This is a genomic window from Urinicoccus timonensis (genome assembly GCF_900232945.1).
Taxonomy (GTDB): Bacteria; Bacillota; Clostridia; order Tissierellales; family Peptoniphilaceae; genus Urinicoccus; species Urinicoccus timonensis.
Genome location: NZ_OCTU01000006.1, coordinates 78222 through 103586, shown reverse-complemented (window position 1 = coordinate 103586; position 25365 = coordinate 78222). Strand labels below are relative to the sequence as shown.

General features: G+C 39.9%; 26 protein-coding genes. 2 read left to right on the top strand and 24 right to left on the bottom strand.

Annotation, left to right across the window (positions count from 1 at the left end):
• Nucleotides 1-145 precede the first annotated feature (145 nt).
• Nucleotides 146-337, top strand: coding sequence for a 50S ribosomal protein L28 (gene rpmB, locus CS898_RS09220; RefSeq protein WP_083815457.1), 192 nt, complete (start codon nucleotides 146-148; stop codon nucleotides 335-337).
• Between the two features lie 49 nt (nucleotides 338-386).
• Here the strand turns inward: rpmB and CS898_RS09215 are convergent, their stop codons facing one another.
• Genes CS898_RS09215 through gmk form a run of 14 tightly spaced genes read right to left on the bottom strand, consistent with a single transcriptional unit; the run spans nucleotide 387 to nucleotide 13920 of the window.
• Nucleotides 387-1025: a thiamine diphosphokinase gene (locus CS898_RS09215; protein WP_099208909.1), complete on the bottom strand. Its 639-nt coding sequence runs from the start codon at nucleotides 1023-1025 to the stop codon at nucleotides 387-389.
• Nucleotides 1022-1672: a ribulose-phosphate 3-epimerase gene (gene rpe / locus CS898_RS09210; RefSeq protein ID WP_009431267.1), complete on the bottom strand. Its 651-nt coding sequence runs from the start codon at nucleotides 1670-1672 to the stop codon at nucleotides 1022-1024. Before rpe ends, CS898_RS09215 begins: the two co-directional genes overlap by 4 nt.
• The gene (rsgA, locus tag CS898_RS09205; RefSeq protein WP_099208908.1) at nucleotides 1663-2547 is read right to left on the bottom strand and encodes a ribosome small subunit-dependent GTPase A; all 885 of its coding nucleotides are present in this window, start codon (nucleotides 2545-2547) and stop codon (nucleotides 1663-1665) included. The genes rpe and rsgA overlap by 10 nt, the downstream gene beginning before the upstream one ends.
• Nucleotides 2544-4508, bottom strand: coding sequence for a Stk1 family PASTA domain-containing Ser/Thr kinase (gene pknB / locus CS898_RS09200; RefSeq protein ID WP_099208907.1), 1965 nt, complete (start codon nucleotides 4506-4508; stop codon nucleotides 2544-2546). The genes rsgA and pknB overlap by 4 nt, the downstream gene beginning before the upstream one ends.
• On the bottom strand, nucleotides 4505-5215 hold the full coding sequence (locus CS898_RS09195; protein ID WP_099208906.1) for a Stp1/IreP family PP2C-type Ser/Thr phosphatase: 711 nt from the start codon (nucleotides 5213-5215) through the stop codon (nucleotides 4505-4507). Before CS898_RS09195 ends, pknB begins: the two co-directional genes overlap by 4 nt.
• The gene (rlmN, locus tag CS898_RS09190; protein WP_009430527.1) at nucleotides 5212-6243 is read right to left on the bottom strand and encodes a dual-specificity RNA methyltransferase RlmN; all 1032 of its coding nucleotides are present in this window, start codon (nucleotides 6241-6243) and stop codon (nucleotides 5212-5214) included. The genes CS898_RS09195 and rlmN overlap by 4 nt, the downstream gene beginning before the upstream one ends.
• Nucleotides 6237-7532: a 16S rRNA (cytosine(967)-C(5))-methyltransferase RsmB gene (rsmB, locus tag CS898_RS09185; RefSeq protein WP_159459159.1), complete on the bottom strand. Its 1296-nt coding sequence runs from the start codon at nucleotides 7530-7532 to the stop codon at nucleotides 6237-6239. The genes rlmN and rsmB overlap by 7 nt, the downstream gene beginning before the upstream one ends.
• Nucleotides 7513-8196, bottom strand: a complete 684-nt coding sequence (locus CS898_RS09180; RefSeq protein WP_099208904.1) for a zinc metallopeptidase — start codon at nucleotides 8194-8196, stop codon at nucleotides 7513-7515. Before CS898_RS09180 ends, rsmB begins: the two co-directional genes overlap by 20 nt.
• Before the next feature lie 23 nt (nucleotides 8197-8219).
• Nucleotides 8220-9116, bottom strand: coding sequence for a methionyl-tRNA formyltransferase (fmt, locus tag CS898_RS09175; RefSeq protein ID WP_099208903.1), 897 nt, complete (start codon nucleotides 9114-9116; stop codon nucleotides 8220-8222).
• The gene (def, locus tag CS898_RS09170) at nucleotides 9113-9628 is read right to left on the bottom strand and encodes a peptide deformylase (protein ID WP_099208902.1); all 516 of its coding nucleotides are present in this window, start codon (nucleotides 9626-9628) and stop codon (nucleotides 9113-9115) included. The genes fmt and def overlap by 4 nt, the downstream gene beginning before the upstream one ends.
• 4 nt (nucleotides 9629-9632) lie before the next feature.
• On the bottom strand, nucleotides 9633-11798 hold the full coding sequence (gene priA, locus CS898_RS09165) for a replication restart helicase PriA (protein WP_099208901.1): 2166 nt from the start codon (nucleotides 11796-11798) through the stop codon (nucleotides 9633-9635).
• A gap of 35 nt (nucleotides 11799-11833) precedes the next feature.
• On the bottom strand, nucleotides 11834-13021 hold the full coding sequence (gene coaBC / locus CS898_RS09160; protein WP_234976056.1) for a bifunctional phosphopantothenoylcysteine decarboxylase/phosphopantothenate--cysteine ligase CoaBC: 1188 nt from the start codon (nucleotides 13019-13021) through the stop codon (nucleotides 11834-11836).
• The gene (gene rpoZ, locus CS898_RS09155) at nucleotides 13011-13304 is read right to left on the bottom strand and encodes a DNA-directed RNA polymerase subunit omega (protein WP_009431314.1); all 294 of its coding nucleotides are present in this window, start codon (nucleotides 13302-13304) and stop codon (nucleotides 13011-13013) included. The genes coaBC and rpoZ overlap by 11 nt, the downstream gene beginning before the upstream one ends.
• The gene (gene gmk / locus CS898_RS09150) at nucleotides 13285-13920 is read right to left on the bottom strand and encodes a guanylate kinase (protein ID WP_099208899.1); all 636 of its coding nucleotides are present in this window, start codon (nucleotides 13918-13920) and stop codon (nucleotides 13285-13287) included. Before gmk ends, rpoZ begins: the two co-directional genes overlap by 20 nt.
• A gap of 275 nt (nucleotides 13921-14195) precedes the next feature.
• Here gmk and CS898_RS09145 point away from each other — a divergent pair, with 275 nt between their 5' ends.
• Entirely contained in the window at nucleotides 14196-15953 is a 1758-nt protein-coding gene (locus CS898_RS09145; protein WP_099208898.1) for an Rqc2 family fibronectin-binding protein, read from the top strand.
• An 85-nt stretch (nucleotides 15954-16038) separates the two neighbouring features.
• On the opposite strand, the gene CS898_RS09140 is transcribed toward CS898_RS09145, so the two are convergent.
• From CS898_RS09140 to CS898_RS09095, 10 genes are read right to left on the bottom strand one after another with little or no spacing between them, the layout of a single operon-like run.
• On the bottom strand, nucleotides 16039-16338 hold the full coding sequence (locus tag CS898_RS09140; protein WP_099208897.1) for a YerC/YecD family TrpR-related protein: 300 nt from the start codon (nucleotides 16336-16338) through the stop codon (nucleotides 16039-16041).
• Nucleotides 16339-16347: 9 nt separating this feature from the next.
• Nucleotides 16348-18015 (bottom strand): formate--tetrahydrofolate ligase, encoded by a 1668-nt coding sequence (locus CS898_RS09135; protein ID WP_099208896.1) that lies wholly within the window; start codon nucleotides 18013-18015, stop codon nucleotides 16348-16350.
• Between the two features lie 27 nt (nucleotides 18016-18042).
• Nucleotides 18043-18513: a 5-(carboxyamino)imidazole ribonucleotide mutase gene (gene purE / locus CS898_RS09130; protein WP_009431569.1), complete on the bottom strand. Its 471-nt coding sequence runs from the start codon at nucleotides 18511-18513 to the stop codon at nucleotides 18043-18045.
• Nucleotides 18514-18559: 46 nt separating this feature from the next.
• Nucleotides 18560-19354: a Nif3-like dinuclear metal center hexameric protein gene (locus CS898_RS09125; protein WP_009431935.1), complete on the bottom strand. Its 795-nt coding sequence runs from the start codon at nucleotides 19352-19354 to the stop codon at nucleotides 18560-18562.
• Nucleotides 19341-20018, bottom strand: a complete 678-nt coding sequence (locus CS898_RS09120; RefSeq protein WP_099208895.1) for a tRNA (adenine(22)-N(1))-methyltransferase — start codon at nucleotides 20016-20018, stop codon at nucleotides 19341-19343. Before CS898_RS09120 ends, CS898_RS09125 begins: the two co-directional genes overlap by 14 nt.
• On the bottom strand, nucleotides 20018-21118 hold the full coding sequence (gene rpoD / locus CS898_RS09115) for an RNA polymerase sigma factor RpoD (protein ID WP_009430262.1): 1101 nt from the start codon (nucleotides 21116-21118) through the stop codon (nucleotides 20018-20020). Before rpoD ends, CS898_RS09120 begins: the two co-directional genes overlap by 1 nt.
• Nucleotides 21096-22889 (bottom strand): DNA primase, encoded by a 1794-nt coding sequence (gene dnaG, locus CS898_RS09110; protein WP_159459158.1) that lies wholly within the window; start codon nucleotides 22887-22889, stop codon nucleotides 21096-21098. The genes rpoD and dnaG overlap by 23 nt, the downstream gene beginning before the upstream one ends.
• 2 nt (nucleotides 22890-22891) lie before the next feature.
• Nucleotides 22892-23902 (bottom strand): deoxyguanosinetriphosphate triphosphohydrolase, encoded by a 1011-nt coding sequence (locus CS898_RS09105; RefSeq protein WP_009430843.1) that lies wholly within the window; start codon nucleotides 23900-23902, stop codon nucleotides 22892-22894.
• 8 nt (nucleotides 23903-23910) lie between these two features.
• The gene (locus tag CS898_RS09100) at nucleotides 23911-24729 is read right to left on the bottom strand and encodes a pyruvate, water dikinase regulatory protein (protein WP_009430520.1); all 819 of its coding nucleotides are present in this window, start codon (nucleotides 24727-24729) and stop codon (nucleotides 23911-23913) included.
• 10 nt (nucleotides 24730-24739) lie between these two features.
• Nucleotides 24740-25357 (bottom strand): CBS domain-containing protein, encoded by a 618-nt coding sequence (locus CS898_RS09095; RefSeq protein ID WP_009431679.1) that lies wholly within the window; start codon nucleotides 25355-25357, stop codon nucleotides 24740-24742.
• Nucleotides 25358-25365 lie beyond the last annotated feature (8 nt).

Here is a 25365-nt window from a genome sequence, read left to right as displayed (position 1 = left end):
ATTATATGGATAGTAAATTTACTTGTCAAGATAAGACTCCCCCTTTAAAAGCTCATTATTTTTATTGCAAGTCTGGCCATTGTATGGTAGAATAAGGAGTATTGAAAAACACGAAAATGTAAATTTGGGATAGGAGGTGTGCTCTATGGCAAAAAAATGTGAAATCTGTGGTAAAGGTAAAATATTTGGAAACACTGTTTCTTTCTCTCATCGTAGAGGAAACAGAACTTGGTCTCCAAATGTACGCCGCGTTCGTGCTATCGTAGATGGAAGTCCAAAGAGAATTTATGTTTGCACGCGTTGTCTACGCTCTCGTAAAGTAAAAAGAGCTCTTTAATCCCAAGATTTTTAAAAATTAAACATTAAAAAGGTGAGTTCCCAGGAACTCACCTTTTTTTATCATTAGAATGGATTAAGTATGCCTTTCCCTTGTGTAATTTTATGGTTCCTTCTTGATCTAAGATCTCATTGCTAATACCTTGACTTTTTTTCCGATAGAGAATTCCCCTTTCCAGTGGGTATTTCATATGGTATAAGCTCACAGTAATGGATTCCGTTACAGGAACTAGACTTAGGTATTTATAATTCCCCTTAGAAACTTGGTATTTACCTGGACCTAAAAATTCCACCTGATTTTCTGGGTCTACTAGGGCACAAGCTATCTTATAATCATGGGCTATTTCAAGCAAGGCCAAGTGGGCCAGGGTCTGATCAAAGCGTCTACCAAAGCAAGCAAGGACATGGATGGACTCAGCCTGTAGGCGGATGGCTTCCAAGAGGCAAAGATGGGTATCCGTTTCATCTTTTTCCTTAGGGAAACTCTTAACCTTAATCCCCTTGTCCTCAAGGGTTTTTAAATCCTGAAGTTCAATAGAATCCAAATCTCCAATAACTTGCTGGGGAGCTATCCCGGCTTCTAAAAGACAATGGACGCCGGAATCTGCCGCAATAATATACCAATCCTTATATCTTTGAAGAAAGTCTTTAGGAGGGGCTTGTCCCCCCGAAACAATAGCGACCTTCATTGGATGTCCTTAAACTCTTGAATCCGTTTAAGAGGATCTTGGGCGTTAAAAACTGCACTTCCTGCCACCAAGATATCTGCCCCTGCATCAAGAACTTCTTTGGCATTGTCCAACTTAACCCCACCATCTACTTCAATTTTAAAGGAGTGGCCTCCTTGAGTCCTCATTTCCTTTAACTCTCTGATTTTATCCAAGACCTGGGGTACAAAGGATTGGCCACCAAAACCAGGGTTTACACTCATTAAAAGAACCAAGTCCAAATCTCTTAAAATGTATCTGATTTCTTCTGGACTTTGGGCCGGGTTTAAGGCTACTCCTGCCTTTAAGCCCATTTCTTTAATCTCTTGAATGGTCCTATGAAGGTGAATCGTAGCATCTGTGTGAACGGTTAAGAGGTCTGCTCCAGCCTCTTTATAGGCCTTTAAGCTTCTTTCTGGTCGGTCAATCATCAAGTGGACGTCAAAGGGTTTTTTGGTCAAGGGTCTTAAATGGCTAATTACAGGAGGACCAAAAGTCAGATTGTTAACATAGTGGCCATCCATGACATCAATATGAATATAGTCACAAGGACTTTGGTTTAGAAGGTCGAAGTCCCTTTCTAAATTAGCAAAATTAGCCGATAAGATTGACGGTGCAATTAGCGCCATTTGTTCTTCTCCTTTTCTTTTAATTCCTTAAACAAGTTGCAGTAATTCTCATAACGAGATTGGGCAATCTTTCCCTGGGCCAGCTTGTCTTTGATGGCACAACCTGGTTCATTGATATGGTTGCAGTCCAAAAATTTACAATGCCCTAAGTCTTCTTTCATTTCCGGAAAATAAAGGGCTAAGTCCTCTGCCTGGATAGCTTCAATATCCAAGCGACTAAAACCTGGTGTGTCTAAAAGATAAAAATCCTGACCTGGATAGAGTTCTACATGCCTTGTAGTGTGCTTTCCTCTTTTTGTTTTTTCACTGACTCTTCCAGTTTCTAGCTTTTTATTAATACAGAGGCTGGTAAGAGTAGATTTTCCAGCCCCTGAAACCCCTGCCAAGGCTGTTGTCTTTCCTTTAAGAAGAGGAATTAGGTCTTTTTTGCTACTTTCTTCTGTCAAATTCATCAGATAACAGGGATAGTGGGCCTTAGTATAAATTTCCTTTAACTTTTCTGCCTCTTGAGGATTTAAGTCCACCTTAGTGATTAAGATAAGAACAGGTAAGCCCTCCAGGGCGTAATGAACTAACAGGTTATCGATAAGGGGTAGGTTGTACTTGGGATTTTCAACAGGCAGGCATAAAAGAACCTGGTCAATATTGGCCACTGGAGGCCGAATCAAGGTATTTTTCCTCTCTTCAATAGATTCGATATAGGCTAGGTTGTCAACCCCTTCCCTGTGATCAAAGGAGATGGTAACCCAATCTCCCACTAGAGGCTTATAGCCGAAATGCCTAAAATTTCCCTTGGCCCGAGCCTCTAGGCAGCCTAGATCTGAGTCTATTGTGTAAAAGCCCCCTAGAGACCTGATAATTTTTCCCCTGGTCATTGACCCACCGTATAGGAATTTACAATATTTCCGTCGACATAAACTTCAAAAACATCCCCATTTTTACCCTTTAATTTTAAATTTGATACTTGTCCACTTTCCACCATCCGGTCCACAACAGTTTCGCTACCATCTTCTGACTTCCTTTGAACAGTTAAGTTGTGAGACTGGTCATCAGCTGGAATGTTTACATTGAGTTTGAAGTTTCTAAGCTTGTTGTTCTCTGGTTTTTCCCGACTATCGGAATCGTCTTTATCCTTGCGGATAATTAGGTTGACAGCCGTTCCCTTGGAAACCTTGGTTCCAGCTTCATAGCTTTGTTTTACTACTTCACCAACATCCACACTGTCATCTGACTTTTCATCAATACTACCTAATTTCAATCCGACCTCTTCTAAATACTTCCGGGCTAATTCAACGCTATTCCCCTTAAGGTCTGGAACGACAACTGTTTCATCATCCTCTCCCTTGGAGACGATTAAAACAAGTGAACTTCCATTTTTGACACTAGTTCCAGCTTGTGGGTTTGTACCAATAACCATCTTTTCAGGAATATCCTTGTCAAATTGATAGTCCACAGAGCCAATGGTTAAGCCAGATTTTTCCAACAGGGCCCTAGCTTCATCATAACTACGGCCATTAACTGAAGGAACAATTACTTCACTGGATGCTGTAGAAGCCACTACATAAACAGTATCTCCCTTGTTCATATGGGTTCCCTTAGGAGGATTTTGTTCCAAAACAGTTCCTGCTGGAACGTCATTGCTTTCTCTTTGTTCGCTAATTTCGAAAAGAAGTCCCATAGCTTCTACTTTTTCTTGCACTTCTGCAACGGGTTGGTTGGTATAGTCTTCCAAGACAAGGTCTGTAGACTTATCCCTGGTTAAATACTTATAGCCTCCAAAGATGATGCCTACAAAGATCAGGATTGCCACCAGGACCCCTAAAAGTGTCCCCAGTAAATTGGACTTTTTCTTGTTCCGACGTTCTGGATCTTTCTTGGATTCATTAGGTCTCCTTGCAGGGCGGGGTCTATTGTCGACTTGACTTTGAGCTTGGAGTATTTCTGTTTGACTCAAGGGTTGGGTTTGGCCCCTTTTCATTTGGCTAACTTTCTTTTGCTGGGCCCTAGGATTTAAGAGGTAGTCTTTCAAAATTTGAATTACATCCTCTACCTTTTGGATTCTTTCTTTGGGATCCTTCATAGTCATTCTACGAACGATATCATCCACTGCCACATCTACATTGGGATTGATATCTGAAGGAAGAGGCATGTGGTTTTGAATGTGCATTAAGGCTACAGAAATCGGATTCTCACCATCAAAGGGTACATCCCCTGTCAGCATCTCAAATAGGACAATTCCCAAAGAATAAATATCTGACCTGGTGTCAATTTTAGATCCCCTAGCTTGTTCCGGAGAAAAATAGTGGACACTTCCCATAACAGAATCTGTCATGGTTACAGTGGAGTTTCCTACAATCCGGGCAATGCCAAAGTCTGTCACCTTGACCCGATAGTCCCTGGTCACCATAATATTTTGGGACTTAATGTCTCGATGGACAATGTGTTTGGAGTGGGCCACCTTTAAAGCCTCTGCAATTTGTAGAGCAAAGTGGAAGGCTTGCTTTACTGGAAGGGGGCCTTCCTTTTGAATAACCTCTTTTAAGGTCTTACCGTCAATATATTCCATCACTATATAATAATAGGTCTGCCCTTCTAAAATTTCAGACCCTACATCATAGATGCTGACGATATTGGGATGAGAAATACTAGCTGCTGCTAGAGATTCTCTTCTAAACTTACGGACAAAGGATTCATCCTCGTTGTATTCAGTTTTTAAAACCTTTAAGGCCACAATCCGGTCTAAACGTTTATCATAGGCCTTATAAACATCCCCCATACCTCCACTACCAATTTTTTCTAAAATTTCATAGCGGTCTGCTAAGGTATAACCGATCATTGGGCACCTCCTTTTATGGTTAAGATAATCACTGTTATGTTATCTTTTCCTCCCCGACCAAGGGCTCTGTCAATTAATATATCTACTGCCTCCTTGGCCTCATGAGAAGAAAGTATCTCTTGAATTTCTTCTTCGTCCAACATATTTGTCAGGCCATCTGAGCAGAGTAAATATAAATCATCTTCTTGCCATTGAACTTCTTGGACAAAAACTTCAATATCCTCAGTTGTTCCCAAAGCCTTTAAGAGGACATTTTTTTTTGGATGGTCCTTGGCTTGGTCCGAAGTAATGGCTCCAACCTCTAACAGATAGTTTACATAGGAATCATCAATAGTAAGCTGGGTCAAATTCCCATCTTTCAATCGATAAATCCGACTATCTCCAATGTTGGCAAAATACAGGTGGTCTTCAAGGATTTTTACCATAGATAGAGTCGTTCCCATACCGGATAGATTTTCATCCTCTAAGGATTTTTGGTAAATTTTTCGGTTTACCTCTTCGATGGCCTCTTTGATTTCCGTCTTATTTCTGACGTCAATTAAGAGCTTTTCTAAGTCTTGTACGGCCATACTTGAAGCAAACTCACCACCCAGGTGACCTCCCATGCCGTCTGCCAATAAGTAGATATTCTCTTTATCCGATATCTTAAAGGCATCTTCATTATTTTTACGAACCTTTCCAACGTTCGTAGCTCCGTATGCTATCATAATCCTTCCTCTTCCTCAAATTTTTGTCTCAACTGCCCGCAAGATGCGTTAATATCGCCACCTTGCTCTCGCCGAATGGTTACATTTAAGCCCATGTCCTCACACCTTTTTTTGAAATAGAGGACCTTGTCCCTTTCCGGACGGTCTTTCTGATATTCATCTATAGGATTTAAGGGAATCAAGTTTAAATGATGGAGACGGTTTTTCAATAATTTTTGTAATTCTTTCAAGTCCTCTTCCCTATTATTGACTCCGTCAATTAAGGTATATTCATAGGAAACCCTACGCCCCAAGCGGTCTGTGTATTGGTCCAAGGCTTGAAAAACTTCTTTCAAATCATAGTGCTTGGCTATGGGCATCATGCCTTCTCTTACCTTTTGAAAGGGAGAATGCAAGGAAAGAGCCAGGTTGACCTTTCGGTCCTGGTTTGCCAAGTCTAAAATTCCCGGCACCAAGCCACAAGTTGAAAGAGTCATATTGCGGTAACTCATAGGGTAGGCCAAGGGGCTATTTAAAATATCCATAAAAATAAGGACATTATCTAAATTATCCAGGGGCTCTCCACTACCCATCAAGATGATACTATGAATTTTACCATATCTTCGTGTAGTTTCATATATTTGCCCCAACATTTCATAGGGACTTAAATTTCTTATCAAACCATTCTTAGTCGAAGCACAAAAATGACAGCCCATACGACAACCCACCTGGGTTGATATGCATTGGCTATAACCATAATTGTTTTTCATTAAAACCCCTTCAATAAGCCTTTGGTCTTCCAAACGGAAAAGAAATTTTTTCGTTTGGTCTTTTTTTGATTCAAAGGTATGAGCTATATCCACACGTCTTAATGGTAGATCCCCTAAATCCTCTCTTAGGCTCTTGGGCAGAGTGCTACAATCGGCAATATCTGTTCCCAATTGTCTATGGAAGTATTCAAACAATTGTCGTCCTCTAAAACTTGCCTGACCTCGATCTTTAAGGCTCTTTTCCAGGTCTTCCAGTCTTTGTTCATTTAAGGTTAACATGTTTTCACCAATTTAAACATCTTAAATCCATCCGTCTCTTGGTTTAAGGGAAGAAATTTTTGATCCACAAGGGTAAAATCTTTCCGGTTTTTTAAAAATTCTTCCACTAAGTATTCATTTTCTTCCTTACTTATTGTACAGGTGGAATATACCAAAATTCCTCCAGGCCTTAAGCAGGTTGCCGATGCTTCTAATAAGGATTTTTGTAATTTCACAAGGCTATTAATATCTTTTATGGTTCTCCTATATTTTATTTCAGGCTTTCTTTTTAAAAGACCAAAACCAGAGCAAGGGGCATCCAATACAACTAGGTCAAAGGCTTCTTTTTCAATTTTTGAGGGTCTTTGTCCATCTCTTAATTTAGGACTTATATTTTTTAAGTCCAGCCTTTGAATATTCTCTTGGATCCTCTTTACTTTTTTCACGCTGACATCACAGCATTGAATTTCTAAGTCTGGTTTTATTAAAGCCAAATCAATAGACTTACCTCCTGGGGCACCACAGACATCTAGAGCCTTTTTAAACCCATTTCCTTGGCCCTTTAAGGCAAAGTCGGCCACTTCCATGGCAGCCAGGTCTTGAACATAAAAAAGCCCCTTCTTAAAGGCCCTGGTAGAGAAAATATTTCCCCTTACTAACCTTAGGGCATCTAGGTCTCCCGGGATTTCTTTGCACCGAATCCCTTCTTTAGCTAAGCTTTCCATCAAATCTTCTGTTGAAATCTTAGATGTGTTGACTTTTAAATCTGTTGCAGGTATTTCTATAGAATGGCGCGCAAAGTCCAAGGTCCAATCTTCCCCATATGAATTAATTAAATAAGAAGTTAATTCCATGGGAAGAGAATATTTAATACTGATTTCTTCCTCAATAGAAGAAAATTTCCATTCCTCTGGATGGATTTTTTCCTTGGTGGCCTTCCTCAAGATAGCATTGACAAAACCCACCGATCCCTTGTGACCAACTTTTTTAGCTAACTTTACACTCTCATTGACAATGGCATGAGCCGGAACCCGGTCCAGGTAAATCCATTGGTAAAAAGCCATTCTAAGAATCATTTCAATAGGCTTGTGGAGTTTTTGATTCTTCCGGTTCATAAAGGATTGAATAGCATAGTCCAGGGTGATTTTATGACGAAAAACCCCCTTTACGATTTCTCGATAGAGGCCTGCATCCTTTTCATTCTTAAATTCTATCTTTAAGACATCCTCCAAAGATTCTTCTCCAGAGTCAATGGCCAATAGGGCCTTTAAAATTTCATTTCTTAACATCTCAATCTCTTCTGTTTCCACTTAGGGCCAAGAGCCGAAGAAGGGTTCCTAGGGCTGTTGCCAAGCTAGCTACATAGGTTAAAGCTGCTGCATCTAGCATCGTGTTTACCCCCTGCATTTCATTGCCTGGTAAGAGGCCCCCTAAAATGTCCTTGGCTCGGTGGCTGGCATTGTATTCTACTGGCAGGGTTATCAGGGTAAACAAAACTGCTATGGCATAAAGGGCAATTCCTAAGTTCATTAAAAATTGACTGAAAACCAAGCCTGCAAAAAATAAGATAAAGGCAAAATTTGACCCAAACTGGGCTGCTGGTACTAGGTAAGACCGCAGCTTTAGGGGAAAATAATCCTTTGCGTCTTGGATGGCATGGCCACATTCATGAGCGGCAACGGCTAAAGCAGCTACTGAAGACTGGCTATAAACCCCCTCACTCAAATGAAGCGTTTTGTCTGCAGGGTTATAAAAATCACTCAAATTCCCAGAAACCCTGTGAATAGACACTCCTTGAAGGCCATTGTCATCTAGAATTTTTCGGGCTAGGCTGGCTCCGTTAAAGCTAGATCCACTGGCAATTTGTCCATATTTTTGATAGGCTGATTTGACCTTGGCCTGGGCATAAAGGGCTAGTAAAAAGCCCGGTAAAATATACAGAATATAGGATGTATTAAAATAATAATAAGGCATCTTTCTTCCACAACCCTTCTAATTTATAAACTTATGCTATTTCCTCTTAGATAGTCCTTGGCATTCATCTTCTTTTTTCCAGGAGCCTGAATTATTTCCACTTGGATGCAACCATCTTTCCCCTTGAGAAAGAGGTCTTGATCTACTAGAAGAAGATCCTGGATTTCTCTAGATGATTCTTGGGCCTTAAAAACCTTGTAGTTCCCGTTTTTTGTTGTAAAAAAAGCACCCTTGTAACCATCCATACCTTGAATTTTTCTAAGCATTTGAAATACACTATCTTTCCCTAAATTTAACTGGCCATCTTCCTTGCTAATCTTATGGGCATAAGTGGCCAATTGGTCATTTTGGTCTTTTAAATCTAAGCGATTTGTTTGAATTAAATCTACTGCCTCTAAAATAAGTTTTGCTCCCAGATGACTTAGCTCCTCTCTTAATTCTAGAGAAGTTTTTTCAGCGATTTCTACACTGGCTGTTAGGGCTACAGGTCCATCGTCTAGACCTGGCCCCATTTTCATAATGGATATCCCAGTTTCTTCTTCTCCATCTAGGATGGCTCTTTCAATAGGAGCTGCTCCCCGGTATTTTGGGAGTAGGGATCCATGGATATTAAAGCAACCATACTTGGGAATATCTAAAACTTCCTGGGATAAAATCTTCCCATAGGCAACAACTACAAATAGGTCTGCTTCTTGGTCTCTTAAAAGGTCCAGGATTTCCTGTTCTTTTAAACTTTGGGGTTTAATCAGGGGAAGACCTAATTGTTCTGCCAAGTTTCCAAGGGCTGATTGTTTTAATTTTTTTCCTCGACCTGCCGGTGCATCAGGTTGGGTTATAACCAGAGAAACTTCATGGGATTCATGAAGACTTTCTAGGGCTGGACAGGCAAAGTCAGGTGTCCCGAAAAAAACAATTTTCAAAGCTCTTCCTCCTCTAGCCCTTCTCCTTCTGCTTCTTTTTGCATGGCTTCAATTTCTTCCATGGTATAGACTCTGCTGGCTCGATCTGTATATAAGATTCCATCCAAGTGGTCATATTCATGTTGAATAATCCGTCCTAAAAATTCTTCTGTTTCTAAAACTTGTTCTTGCCCATCTTGGTCTAAAAAACGAACCTTAACTTGTTTTTTACGGCTGACAGTGCCTTGTCTTTCCGGAACGGATAAGCAGGCTTCATAAGCCATGACTTCTTCCCCAGCTAATTCCAAAACAGGATTAATCAAGGCCAATTTATTTCCTTCTCTGTCATCCACAACGAAAACCCGTCGTAAGACACCGACTTGAGGAGCTGCAATTCCTACTCCTTCCTCTTCATACATGGTATCAAACAAGTCATCAATCAATTGACGGATGTGGTCATTGACTTCCTTTACTTCCCTTGATTTTTTTCTTAATAAGGGGTCTCCATCTATCCTTACTTGTCTTATGGCCATTTAATCACCTCTCAAAAATAATATCTATATAAATTTTACCCTTACTTTCTTTCATATACTTCTTAAATACCCATTTCAGAGATTTTCTTAACAAGGCTAGGTCAGCTTTGTTAGATTTTATCTGAAACTTAAAAGTATATTTGTTTTTAATTTTGGGATTTTCAATAATTTTTGTTCCTACAACATCTAAGGTCCGGATGGATCTTGTTAAATCCCTGTAAAAATTCTTTGTTGCCTCATAGACCTCTTCCTTATCTGGCCCCGTTAGCTGGACACTAATGAGCTTTTTAAAGGGAGGGTAGTCATAGGCCTGTCTTTGCTTAATTTCCATGTTATAAAAATCTTTATAGTCGCCCTGACAGGCAGTCTTTATAGCATAGTTATCAGGATTATAGGTTTGAAGAACCACCTCTCCAGGGTCTTTCCCCCTTCCTGAACGCCCAGAAACTTGGGTCAAGAGGGCATAACATTGTTCTTGAGCCTTGTAGTCTGATAGAAATAAAGATGTGTCAGCCGCCAAAATCCCCACCAAGGTTACATGTTCAAAATCTAGGCCCTTGGCCAACATTTGAGTCCCAATCAAAATATCAATTTTCCTATTTTTCATATCCTCATAGAGAGAAAAATAGCTTTCTTTCTTGTTGGTTGTATCCCTGTCCATCCGGTGAACTCTGGCTTGAGGAAATAAACTTTTTACCAACTCTTCTACCTGCTGAGTCCCAACACCAAAAGGCTTAATAAGTTTTGACCCACAAACAGGGCAAGTCTTTGGCAGGGGTTTTGTAGACCCACAATAGTGGCATCTTAACCTGTGGATGGTTTTATGGTAGTTCATGGAAATATCACAAGAATCACATCTAATAGCCGTTCCACAATGCCTACAGGAGACGAAATTTGAATATCCCCTTCGATTTAAAAATAAAATAACTTGCTTGCCTTGACTTAGGGTCTTTTGGATTTTTTGATGTAAGACGTTACTTAAAATGGAGAGGTTGCCCGTAGAAAGCTCTTCTCGCATATCCACAAGATGAACCCTAGCCAGAGGCCGGTCCATGATTCGATTTTTTAGCTGGATAAGCTTTATATCACCCTCTTGGGCCTGATAAAATAGGGAAACTTCAGGAGTAGCCGACCCATAAACTAATCGGGCACCTGTAATTTCAGACCGCATTTTAGCCACCTCTCTCACATCATAGCGGAGGGATTGATGGTATTGGTAGGAGGATTCCTGCTCTTCGTCCAGGATTATTAATCCTAGATTTTCCATGGGGGCAAAGATTCCCGACCTGGCCCCAACAAGAATATCCACCTGGCCATTTCGCATCCTAGTCCATTCCAGCTTCCTTTGACTATCTGTTAACTTGGAATGCATAACACTGGTTCTAGACCCAAACCTGGCCTGGACTCTTTCCACCATTTGAGGTGTCAGGGCAATTTCAGGAAGGATAATCAAGACCCTTTGGCCTCTTTCAATGCAATCTTGGGCCCAATGAAGGTATAGCTCAGTTTTCCCACTGCCGGTGACTCCAAAAAGTAGGGTCTCCAGCTTCTGGTCTTGGTAAAATTCTTGGTAGGCTCTTTCTTGGTCTGGAGTCAACATTTGCGGGGGCTGACAATTTTTTTCTTCTTTAACTGGACCGATAACTCCATTTTTAATCAAGGTTTGAATGGGAGAGGCGCTGACATCTAACCGGTCTAAAATTTCTGACCTCAACAAGGGACCCTGACTCTTTAAAAGGTCTAAGACCTTTTCTTGGGATGGATTTTTCCCCTGGCCCTGTAAGTAGCCATATCGGTTTAGGTCAGGTAAGTTTTCAACCTTAAATTTCCCCTGGTCAAAAAAAATTCCCTGTCCATTACTGGGAGGTAGGATATAGGCCAAGCTAGTAAAAGGGCCAATAAAATATCTTTCAGACATTTTTTCAGCCAGGACCATTAGATCTTGAGGAAGAAAGACTTGGTCTTCCAAAGTCCCTAGCATTTCTTTAGCTTCAAAGCCTGAGGTGTTTTCAACATCAATGGCTAGAATAATCCCCATTAAAATCTTTTTACCAAAGGGAACTTTGACTCTTTGGCCAACAAAAAGATCCTTTTTATCCAGCTTAGTGGAATAGGTGTAGACTTGGTCAAATCCTATAAAGTTTTGTTGAACACAAACATTAATATACACAAGTCCTCCGATAAAAAGAGCTAGATTCCTCTAGCTCATCCTAACAACTTTACGATTTTGTTTAAAATAATTTCTGCCAAATCCTTTTTTGTCTGTTTGGCATAGTCTATAGCAGATTCCTTATCAATAATAGTGACAATATTAGTGTCTGTGGCAAAGCCTGCATCTTTCTTTTTAATATTATTGGCCACGATAAAATCTACATTTTTAGACTCTAGCTTTTCTTTTGCATGCTCTACTAGGTTTTGACTTTCTGCTGCAAAAGCTACCATAATTTGTTTCTTTTTCCTCTTGGACAGGTTTTTAATAATGTCCGGATTAGAGATTAGGTCTATACTTAATTCTTTCTGATCTTTATGCTTGATTTTTTGATCAAAGCGCTCTTTGGGTCGATAGTCTGCCGGTGCTGCTGGGGAAATATAGACATCGCAGTTATCAAATAATCTGCTGGCTTCCTGGTAGAGTTCTTCGGTCGTTTCAATAGGAATATAGTCTATTCCTTCTGGTACAGGAAGAGAGGCATTTGCCGAAATCAAGTGGACCTGAGCCCCTCTTTTTTTGGCCACTTCTGCAATGGCATAGCCCATTTTACCGGAAGACCGGTTCCCAATATAGCGAACTGGGTCGATGGGTTCTCTTGTGCCTCCTGCTGTTACTACAATATCCACTCCTTCCAAGTCTTTGACTGTAAAGTGGTCTTGGATGGCTTCTAATATTTTTTCAGGGGCTAAAAGTTTACCACTTCCTGCATCTCCACAAGCCAAAACTCCTTGGTCACAAGGTAAAATAATGTAGCCATTTTTTTCTAAATTTTTTAAATGGTCTTGAGTAGCCTTGTGTTCCAACATATAGGTATTCATGGCTGGCGCAATCATTACAGGAGACCGCTTGGCTAATAGTACGGTTGTAAGCATATTATCCGCCAGGCCCAAGTCAATCTTGGCAATGGTGTTGGCTGTAGCCGGTGCAATGAGGATTAAGTCTGCCCATTTAGCCAGGCTGATATGTTCCACATCCATGTTGCTTAGGCTGGCAAACATGTCGGTATAGACTACATTTTTTGAAAGAGTTTGGAAAGTCAATGGTGTGACAAATTGTGTTGCATGTTCTGTCATAATAACCTTAACTTCAGCCCCTTGTTTTTTTAAACGGCTAATGAGGTCTACGACCTTATAAACCGCAATCCCACCTGTGACACCAATTAAGATTTTCTTATTCTTCAATCTCTTCAGCTTCCTTTTCCATCTCAGCTTCTAGTAATAGTTGTTCTTCCAGTTCTTTTTGCCTTTCAAGCTCTAATTGAGCCAGATGTTCTTCTTCTGTAGCAAAAGTAATCGCCCCTTCCACAGCTTCTTGAATGGCAATAGATACCGGTTTTTTCAAGTCTGTATCTATTAAGGCATCTTTCCCATCCACTAGTTCTCTAGAGCGTTTGGAAACAAGCATCACAAGAGCGTAGCGACTATCGGTTATTTCATCAATGGTTTTAAAACTTGGAATGTTCAAATGAATCCTTCCTTCCCTTCATCATAATCTTTTTAATATTTGAATGTCTTTTAACTCTAAGCTTTTCTGCTGCAATAATCGATTCAATATCTTTAGCGGCTTGGTCCACAGAGTCATTGACAACAAAATAATCATATTCTCCAACAAAATCCAATTCTTTAAAAGCATTGGAAAATCTTGTTTCAATGTCTTCTTCTGTCTCGGTCCCCCTCTTACGGATCCGGTCAAGCAACTCATCCATAGACGGTGGTAGTAAAAAGATGAAGACTGCTTCCTTATACTTGTCCTTTACTTGAAGGGCCCCTTGTACATCAATTTCTAAAAGTACAATTTCACCTTGATTGATTTGATTGAAAACAAACTCTTTAGGTGTGCCATAATAATTTGTATGAACATGGGCATGTTCCAGTAATTCATCATTTTCAACCATCTTTTCGAATTCTTCCATTGTGGCAAAAAAGTAGTTCTCACCATTGACTTCACCCGGCCTGGGTGTCCTGGTCGTCACAGAAGTCGAATACTTAATTTCTTTGTTTTTCTCCATCAAAGCTGCACTGACTGTGCCCTTGCCAGACCCACTTGGCCCAGATAATACAAGTAAAAAACCTTTTGACATTCCTGTCCTCCACCATCCTTATCAAATTCTGTGTATTTTCGACAGGCTGCCTCCAAATAAGTGCATATTTTGCCTTCCTTTGAAAGACACGCCCTCTATCTCCACAATACTTTCTTTTCATTATAACACGGAAGACGAATAAATAGTGGAAATTAGACGAAATTCTTTCAAATCCTTGCCTCTTTTCCTGTCTCCTTTCTATAAATTTAAGTCTTCTTCCAGGAAAATTTTCTTCGCCTGCCAGCTATGTTATAATATGCAAAGGAGGAATTACTATGTCATATGATGGAATGATGCTCAAAAGCGTCGTTGAAGAATTAAATAAACACTTACTTTCTAGCCGAGTAGATAAGATTCACCTACCAACCCACCATGAACTTTTTATGAGCTTTCGTAAGACTCAAGTTAACGAAACTCTCTTGATTAGTGTGTCTTCAAACCACCCTAGAATGTATTTAACAAAAAATAAACTGGAAAATCCCATGCAGCCCCCTCTCTTTTGTATGGTCTTGAGAAAGCACCTCCAAGGATCCAAACTCATCCAGGTCAAGCAAATTGGCCAAGACCGGATTGCTGAATTTGTCTTTGAAGGCTATAACGAATTAGGAGATAGCGTAAAACTATCCTTAATCGTTGAAATTATGGGAAAATATTCCAATATTATCCTAATTGACACAGACAGTCGCCAAATTATTGATTGCCTTACCAAGGTAGGGTCCAGCATGAGTTCTGTCCGAGAAGTCTTGCCTGGAAAAATCTATTCGTCTGATGTCATCAACCAAAAAAAATCCATCCTGGACGAAAGTTGCCAGGACTTTGCCAAGGCCTACTTGGAATCTCCAGAAAATAAGACTTTTCAACAATTTTTAATTACAAACTATATGGGAATTTCAAAAACCCTGACTCGGGAGATTAACTTCCGAGCAGGTCTTGATGAAGCCTTACCTAAATCAGCCCTAGATTCAGAAGACCAAGAAAAGCTTCTAAAGCTAGCCTACGATTTTTTCCAAGAAGTAAAGAAGAAAAACTATCTCTTTGCTATCTATGAAGACCTGGAAGACGAAAAAATTCTTGATTTTTCCAACCTTCCCTTAACCATGTATGGTCCTGGAAGTCAAGTTTATGACTCGCCTTCAGAACTTTTGGAAAATGTCTATACCCAAAGAGCTGAAAAAGACCTGATTCAACAAAAGTCAGCTGATCTAAGAAAAAATTTAAAGATTCAACTCAACCGGGACTATTCAAAATTGGGTAAGCTTAGGAATGAGTTAGATGCTGCCCAAAATCGAGAAAAATATAAGGTCTATGGAGACTTAATTTCTGCCAACCTTCATGCCATTGAAGCCGGTCAAAAAGAACTCTTGACTGAAAACTTTTATGACCCAGACCTTAAAACCATCAAGATTCCTTTGGACATTAAATTGTCCCCTGCACAAAATGCCAACAAAATGTATAAACGCTACCAAAAATTAAAGCATGCTGCCAGTATTTTAAAGGATCAAATCCAGGAAACTTTAGAAAAAATTCAAGCCTATGAGGAAATTTCCCTACAAATTGATTGGGCCGAAAATCCTAGAGACCTGGACGAAATCAAGGATTCCTACCGATTAATTTCAGGACAAAAATCTCGAAAAAATAAAAAGAATAAAAATAAGTCCTCTAATCCCATGGTTTTTCAAAGTAAAACAGCCCTGATTTATGTAGGAAAAAATAACCGCCAAAATGATGAAATTACCTTTAAGATTGCCAACAAGGATGACTTATGGTTCCATATTCGGAATAATCCCGGCTCTCATGTTCTTTTAAAGTCCAATGGACAAGAGTTTAAAAATGAAGACATGCTGGCTGCCGCCGGACTAGCTGCCTATTTTAGTAAGCTTAGAGGGTCTAAGCACGTAGATGTTGACTATACCCTAAAGAAATATATCAAAAGACATCCCTCAAATAAGCTGGGCCTAGTCCATTATACAAACTTTAAAACAGTCCACGTCTCAGGACAAAATATTCCTAAGTCTTTGACTCGACAAAGTTAAGACTCTAGCTTTTTATTCAAATCTTAATCCATAGTTAAAAATATCCCCGAATCCTAAGGATTCGGGGATATTTTTAACTACTCTTTTATTTTATATAGTCCAATCTTTCTAAAACTAGCTTATATCCATCTGCCCCATAATTTAAGGCACGGTTAATCCGACTAATGGTCGCTGTGCTAGCACCTGTTTCCTGTTCGATGTCATGGTAGGTTTTTTTAGATACCAAGAGTTTTACAACCTCTAACCTTTGGGCTATGGATTGTAGTTCCTTTACTGTGCAGATGTCTTCAAAAAACCGATAGCATTCTTCCTTATTTTTTAAACTTAGAATTGCATCAAAAAGAGCATCTGTATTTTCCGATTTTATTTTTGATTGATATGCCATATTCACTCCTTAAAATAGTCCTGTAATTGTTCCATTTTTATCTATATCCATATGGTTGGCTGCTGGATCCTTGGATAAACCGGGCATGGTCATAATATCTCCAGTTTTTGCCACAATAAAGTTGGCCCCGGTTTCAGCAATGAGTTCACGAACAGTTAGGTTAAAATCTGTTGGAGCTCCTAATTTGTTAGGGTCATCAGAGAAAGAATATTGGGTCTTTGCCACACAAACTGGTAGATGGTCCAGACCTTCCTTGCGGATTCTTTCCATTTGTCTTTTAGCCTGGTCTGAGTAAATTACATCCTTGGCCCCATAAATTTCTCTTGCTAGGCAAAGTAGTTTTTCTTCCAGGTCCATGTCTTCCCTTAAAAGGGGTTGAAAGTTTGACTCCTTATCCAGGGCTTCCAAGACTCTGTCTGCCAAGTCTAAGGCTCCTTGGCCTCCTTGGGCAAAGCAAGTAGACCTAGCGTAGGCAACGCCTTCTTCTTTCAATATATTTTCCAAAGTTTCTAATTCTTTTTCTGTATCTGTTGGGAAGGTATTAATACAAACAACCAAGGGAAGTTGATATTTCTTTAAATTGCTTATGTGCCGTTTTAAATTAACGACCCCATCTTTTAAGGCTTGGATGTTTTCTTGGCCTAAGTCAGATTTTGCTAAACCTCCATTGTATTTTAAAGCTCGAATTGTAGCTACAAGAACTACACAATCAGGTTTTAAGCCTCCAACAGGACATTTGATATCTAGAAACTTTTCAGCACCTAGGTCTGCACCAAAACCTGCCTCTGTAACAGTAATGTCTGCCAGTTTTAAGGCTGTTTTTGTTGCAATTAAAGAGTTGCAACCATGGGCTATATTGGCAAAGGGGCCTCCATGAATAATGGCTGGTGTATTTTCAATAGTTTGAACCAGGTTAGGCAAAAGGGCATCCTTCATCAACATAGCCACTGCACCTTGGACTTTTAAGTCCGCAACAGTAACCGGTTGGTCATCCACTGTATAGGCCACTGTAATTTTAGCCACTTTTTCCTTAAAGTCCATTAAATCATGGGATAGGCACAAGATGGCCATAATTTCAGATGCAACGGTAATATCAAAGCCGTCTTCTCTTGGGAAGCCATTTTTTTCTGATCCAAGACCTACAACAATTTGTCTTAAGGCCCGGTCATTCATATCCATGACTCTTTTCCAAATAATTTTTCTCAAGTCAATATTTAGAGCATTGCCTTGGTGGATATGGTTATCAATACTTGCGGAAATTAAGTTGTGGGCACTGGTGATGGCATGGAAGTCTCCAGTGAAGTGGAGGTTGATGTTTTCCATGGGTAAAACTTGAGCATAGCCCCCACCACAGGCTCCTCCCTTGATGCCAAAAACTGGTCCCAAGCTGGGTTCTCTTAAGGCTGTGATGGCTTTCTTCCCTCTTTGAGAAAGGGCCATGGCAAGACCAATATTTGTAGTTGTTTTTCCTTCTCCAGCTGGAGTTGGGTTAATGGCCGTTACAAGGACCAGTTTTCCATCCTCTTTTTCTTGGCATTGGTCTAAAGTTTCTTTGGATATCTTGGCCATATGCTTGCCGTATTCAATTAAAGAATCTCTTGTTAAGCCTAGTCCCTTAGCAATATCTTCAATATTTTCTAGTTGAGCTTCTCTTGCGATTTCAACGTCGGTTTTCAATGACTTCCCCCCTTTTTGGAAAATAAATTATAATTCTTTATTCATTTCGTCAACTTCAGCTGCTAATTCTTCCTTATAGGCCTTTAATTTTTCTCTTAGGCTCTTGTCAGCCACCGCTAAAATCTCTGTAGCTAAAATTCCTGCATTCTTGCCACCATTAATAGCGACTGTTGCTACGGGAACCCCTGTTGGCATTTGTACTGTAGCTAAAAGAGCATCTAGACCTTCCACTGAGCTTGAAACAGGTACCCCAATAACTGGTAAAGTTGTATAAGCAGCTAAGACTCCTGACAAGTGAGCAGCTTTTCCGGCAATTCCTATAATAACACCATAGCCTCCTTCTTCAGCTTTTGATGCAAACTCACTGGCTGCATAAGGAGTTCTATGGGCTGAAATAACTTTAGTGTCATAGTCCACACCAAACTTATCCAGCATCTTTTGCACCCCTTCAGCAATTTTACGATCTGAAATACTACCCATTATAATTGCTACTTTCATCTCTTTACCTCCTGATTCAATTTTTTGTTTTTATCTATTTACTATACTAACAACGGGAAGTTTTCCTGTCAAGAAAACACTTTTGAATAATAAAATCGCAAGACTCATAAAGGACTGTTCTTTTCTCCTTAAATAGGTCCTGTAACTTTTCCAAGACATACTTTTCGCTGTCATAGTGTCCAATATCAATTAGGCAAAAATTCTTTTCATAGGCATCTTGTCCATCATGGTATTTGACATCTCCGGTAATTAAAAGGTCGGCGCCTGCTTGGATGGCCGTATCTAAAAATTCTGCCCCACTACCTCCCAGGATGGCAATTTTTTCCAAGGATTGAGGAAGCCTTCCATAGATAATAGGATCTCGGTATTGGACCAGGTCTTCCAAGCTAGCTAAAAGATCCTCCATGGTCTTAAATTGTCCTTTAGCCAAATAACCTAAATTTCTTCCTTGGTCATCCAGGTAAAGAGGTTCCAGGTCTTTGAGACCTAACTTTTCAGCTAGGGCATCATTCACTCCATTCTCTGTTCGATCTAGGTTTGTATGGGCCGATAAAATCGATATTTTTTCTTTTAGAGCTTGGTAAATTAAATTGGACTTATAGTCCTCAATATCAATTCTTTGTAGACCCTTAAAGAACATAGGATGGTGAGAAACAATCACATTACAGTTCTGATTTATAGCTTCTTCTAAGACCTTATCTGTTACATCTAGGCAAAATAAAATTCCCCGAACTTTTTCTTGAGGAAAATAGATCTGGGGTCCTATTGGATCCCAATCCTCTGCCAAATTTTCCGGAGCAAATTCACATAGAACTTGGTAGACCTCTTTAACAAAACTCATCCAACCACTCCCTTAATTTCAATACTTTCTTTTCCACTTCTGCTAACTTTTCCTCTTGCCTCGAGGAATCTTGAGCCTTTTTTATATGGCTCGATAGATTTTCTAGACGCTTCATTTCATGAGCCAGCCAAGCTTTTTTTATAGGACTCTTTTCTTCTAAAAAGGCCCTATAGGGATCTTGATTTTCCTCACATAAATCAGGATTATAAAAGACTTTAAAAATATGATAATACTTTCCTCGTTCATAGGCCATATCTTCCTTTTCGATATAAAAGCCTAATCCCTGCAAATTTTCTCTTAAAAAGTCAACAGCCTGCATGGGCTGAAGAATTAAGTATTGACAGGATTTTGCAATCTCCAGTCCCTCCTGGAGGATGGTGTAAATCAAGTTTCCTCCCATGCCTGCTATGACAATGGCCTGGCACTCTCCTGGATTTAAGGGGGCTAGGCCATCACCCAAACGACATTGAACTTTTTTGCTCCCCCAGGAGCTACAAAGGGCCTTGGCCTTTTCCAAAGAAGGGGCAGAAATATCTGTAGCAATGGCAAACTTTGCCTTTTTTTCTTTCAGAAAAGTATAAGGCACGAACCCATGGTCCGTGCCAATATCTGCCATTGTGTCAACTGGATCCGATAAGGATAGGATTTTTTCTAGTCTCTCCATTATTCCAAGTAGTCCTTTAATTTTTTGCTCCGACTTGGATGTCTCAACTTTCTCAAGGCCTTGGCTTCAATTTGTCGAATCCTTTCTCGGGTTACATCAAATTCCTTACCCACTTCTTCCAGGGTTCTTGCCCGACCATCTTCCAGACCAAAGCGTAGGGTTAAGACCTTCTTTTCCCTTTCTGTTAGGGTGGTTAAGACCGTATCTAACTGTTCTTTTAAGAGGGTAAACGTAGCGGCATCTACAGGGGAGAGAACTTCATCATCTGGAATAAAATCTCCTAGGTGGGAATCTTCCTCTTCCCCAATTGGAGTTTCAAGACTGACAGGTTCTTGGGCAATTTTTTGGATTTCCCGAACCTTTTCCACATCTAAATTCATTTCTTGGGCAATTTCTTCCGGAGAGGGATCTCGCCCCAAGTCTTGAACCAATTGTCTTTGGACACGAACAAGCTTGTTGATGGTTTCTACCATATGGACAGGAATCCGGATTGTCCTAGCTTGGTCCGCAATAGCCCTTGTAATGGCTTGACGAATCCACCAAGTGGCATAGGTTGAAAATTTAAAGCCCTTGGTATAGTCAAATTTTTCAACAGCCTTCATAAGGCCCAGGTTTCCTTCTTGAATCAAATCAAGAAAACTCATCCCCCGGCCTACATAACGCTTGGCAATGCTGACAACCAAACGAAGATTTGCTTCAGCTAATTCTTGCTTGGCCAGTTCATCGCCATTTTCCATTCTCTTGGCAATAGCCACTTCTTCATCAGCGGTTAAAAGAGAAATTTTTCCAATCTCCTTTAAATACATACGAACAGGATCGTCTACACTAACTCCCTTAGGAACAGACAAGTCATCTTCCTTATCTTTTTTGTCTTCACCTGTTTTTTCTTCCTTGTCTTCATCACCAATTAAGTCAATTCCCTGGTCTTCAAAGTTTTGATAGAGGTCATCTATTTCATCGCTATCTAGTTCTTCACATTGGTCAAGAGCTTGGGCAATGGTTTCATAGCTTAACTTTCCATCTTTCTTACCTTTTTTCATTAACTGGTCGATAATGATCCCTCTTGAGTTTTCGGGTTTATTCGTTAGTTCTGCTTTCATATCGATCCCCCTCTAAAATCTGCTTATTTATTTCATTAAATTCTTGAATTAAGTTTGAAAGATCCCGGCTGCTGTCAGTCTCGGCATCATCAATATCTTGAATTAGTTCTTGTCTTCTCTTCTTTAAATAGTTTATCTTTAATTTACGCAGGGCTTCTTCAGCAATTTGGTCATTCATGGTCGGGTTAATTTCCAAATTCTTTAAAAAGTAACCTTCTTCCCTGGATAAATAATTCTTTTCGACCCACCGGTTCGCAGCCTCTTCTATGTCAAGAGGGAACTCCAAGTTTTCCCAGCCTTTTAGGTCTTCAAAGGCCCGTTCATAACCTGTATTATTCCAAAATATTTTTCTTTTTTGAAAGTCATCAAAAAGATTCTTATCCATTAAAAGAATCCGCATCAGGTTTCTTTGGTTGATGTTATTGCCAATATCTGCTTCTGGTCTGGTTTGAATTGTAGGTGTTTTTTCTACAAAACTCTTCCTGGACTGACCAGATTCAATTTCCATCTTTAAGCTTTCGCGACTGATCTGATAGTTTCTGGCAACCTGGTCAATATAGATATCTCTTTCTACAGGGCTTTGAATCCCTCTTAAAAGTTTAGAAACCTCTTTTAAAAAACCTATTTTACCTTCTGCTGAGTCTAATGTAAAGTTTTTTTTCAAATCCTCAATAAGGTATTCAATGGCATCCTTGGCTCTTTTTACTTCCAATTCAAAGGCATCTGGCCCATAGGTCTTGATAAAATCATCAGGATCCATTCCATCCTTAAGACAGATAACCTTTGCCTTAATCCCCACCGAAAAAAGGATATTGATTGCTCGTTTTGTCGCCCGAATTCCGGCTTCGTCCCCATCATAGCAGACGAAAACTTCCTGGCCATATTTTTTTAGCAATTGTCCTTGGTCTTTGGTCAAGGCTGTTCCCAGGCTGGCTACAGCATCATAAATCCCTTGGCTTCCCAAGGCAATAACATCCATGTAGCCCTCAACAAGAATAATCCGGTCACGGTTCTTTTTTTGTTGGATAATATTTAGACCATAAAGGTTTTTCCCCTTGTGAAAAATTGGGGTATCCCTGGAATTTAAATATTTAGGCCCATAATCACTGTTAAACTGTCTCCCTCCAAAGCCGATGACCCGGCCCCTGGAATTGATAATAGGAAAAATGATCCGATTTTTAAAGCGGTCAGATGCCTCCCCGCTGGTTTGATTGATAAAAACTAAGTTACAGTCTTCAATCTCATTTAACTTATACCCCAAAGAGAGTAAATGTTCACACAAATCTTTTTTTCTCAAGGGAGCGTAACCCAATCCATACTTTAAGATAATTTCTCTTCCCACTCCTCGGTTTTCCAAGTAAAGTAAGGGGCCCTTTTCCCTGGATAAGTTTTTCATGTAAAAGAAGGCAGCTTCTCGATTGATTTGATATAACTTTTCTAAGTACTTTTTCTTGGCTTGGTCCAATTTATTCTCTTCTTTTAACTGGACTCCATACCTCTTGGCCAGCTCCTCTACTGAATCCACAAAGCTCATATGGTTGTGTTCCATCATAAAGCTAAAAATGTCCCCTGTAGCATGGCAGCCAAAACAATAATAATAACCTTCTCTTTCGCGAACGTGAAAAGAAGGTGTTTTTTCATTATGAAAAGGGCACAGGCCTACATAGCCTGAGCCTGTTTTTTTTAACTGGACATACTGTCCGATAAAATCAACAATATTTGCCCGGTCCTTTATTTCATTTAATACATCATCATCAATTCGATAAGACATTTTTATCCCTTCCAATGTTTTGGCATAAATAATTCCGTCCAACATTGCATGGCAAATCGATCCGTCATTCCGGCGATATAATCACATACTTGGTCCGCACGAGAGTCTTGTCTATCCTTGTATAAGGCAATATGCTCTTGGGGGAGGTCTTCTTCCATATAATAGTTATATAGGTCTCCAATAACTTTTTTAATCTTATCTTCGTCTCCCTTGGCCTTGGGGTTCAAATAAACTCGTTTAAACATAAAACTTCGAAGGCCCATCATTTCTTGGTAGATGTCTTCTATCATGCCCACTTGACCATTTTGATCAAAATAATCCAAAATCCCCTGGATAAGACTTGTAATCCGCTGACTTTTTGTTTCACCTAGATACTTCCGACTGGACTTGGGCAAGTCGTCTTGGTCAATAATTCCTGCCCGAAGAGCATCTTCAATATCGTGATTAATATAGGCAATCCGATCGGCAAACTTGATAATTTTCCCTTCCGGAGTCTTAGCCACTTGGTCCCCCGAATGGTTGACAATACCATCTCTGACTTCTAACGTTAGGTTCAGTCCTTGCCGATTCTCACTATGTTCAAGAAAATCTACAACTCTTAGGCTTTGTTGGTTATGCTTAAATCCCCCAGGATGGATTTCATTTAGGACCTTTTCTCCACTATGACCAAAGGGGGTGTGACCTAAATCGTGTCCCAGGGCCATAGCTTCCGTTAAATCTTCATTTAAGGCTAGGGTTCTAGCAATGGTTCTGGCAATTTGTGATACCTCTAGGGTATGGGTCAGTCGAGTCCTATAATGGTCTTGCTCAGGGGCTATAAAAACTTGAGTCTTGTGTTTCAAGCGTCGAAAACTTTTGGAGTGGAGGATTCTGTCTCGATCTCTTTGAAAGTCTGTCCTCCAATGACAGGGTTCTTCCGTCCTTAAACGACCTTGACTTTTTTTTGCAAGACTTGCTTGGTCACAAAGAATCTCTTCTTCTAATGCCTCTAAGGCAAGACGATCTCTTAGCATAATTCACCTCATATTTCAGGATGATTAATATATTCCAAAATTAACTCAGCAGTTTCTTCTATGGCCTTATGGGTTACATCAATAATGGGACAGCCAATTTCTTTCATAACCCGGGTAGAATAGTCTATTTCTTCCTGGATTCTCTTAAGGTCGGCATACTTGGTGGAAGAGTGAAGGCCTAAAGACTTCAAGCGCTCCTCCCGAATAGAAAAAATCTTATCTGACCCAGCAATAAGACCTACAATTTGCTTGGGATCTTTTTTATAAACCTCCGCTGGTACTGGTACTTCTGGAACCAAGGGAACATTACATACTTTGATTAATTTATGGGCCAGGTACATAGACAAGGGAGTTTTTGATGTTCTTGAGATCCCAAGAATCAAGAGGTCTGAATCCATAATTCCCCTAGGATCTTTTCCATCGTCATATTTTACAGCAAATTCAATGGCTTCTACCTTTTTAAAGTAGTTTTCGTCCAGACGGCGAATTAGGCCAGGTTCCCTAAGAGGTGCATAGCCTAGGGCTTGTTCTAGAGCCTTCATGGGAGGGCCCATGACATCCACTGTGGGAATATTTAACTCTTTTGTCCTGTTTTCAATGTACTTTCTAGTGTTTTCTTCTACATTTGTATAAATTAGGACCTTCTTTTCTCTCGTAATCATATCTTCAAAAACAGGCTCAATAGCTTCTATAGAGTTATGATAAGGAAATCTTAAAATTTCATAATCCGAAGCTTCAAATTGCTTGGCTGCTGCCTTGGCGATTAATTCTCCAGTTTCTCCAATGGAGTCTGAAATTACATAAATCATTAATGGATTGTCTTTCATGCTCTCTCCCTTAATCATTTCCTAGCATTTCTACAAATAGTTTTGCAATATTGGTTTTAGTATAGCGTCCCACGACAAGATAACCATCCTCTTTTTTTGTCACAACGGGAATGGCATCAATGTCGTGCTCTACAATAAGTTTTGTTGCCTCTAGTACCGAGGCATCCTTATCAACCTTTATAATCTTCGGCTCTCTTGTCATCAAAACCCCTACGGGAGTTGTTTGAGTTTGCCCTCCCAGAAAAGACCTCAAGAGGTCTTTTCTGGAAACAACCCCAGTTAATAGGCCTTCGTTTGTAACAAACAAGGTTCCAACATCTTCTAAAAATAAAGATACTATGGCATCGTAAATGGACGTTTGTTCATCAACCAGGGTCGGCAGGCTCATCACTTCTTCTACGGACATGCTTAAAGATTCTTTCCGTTGACTTATAGACTCATGGTGCCCTAGATAATAGTAGCCTACTTTGGGCCTTGCTCCTAGAACTTCCACCATGGTTAAAAGGGTAAAGTCCGGTCTAAGGGTTGCACGAGACAAATTTAGTTTGCTTGCTATTTTCTCTCCCGTAATAGGTTGGTAGTCCTTTACGATATCGATAATTTCTTTCTGCCTCGCTGTAAATTTCATGGAATCAT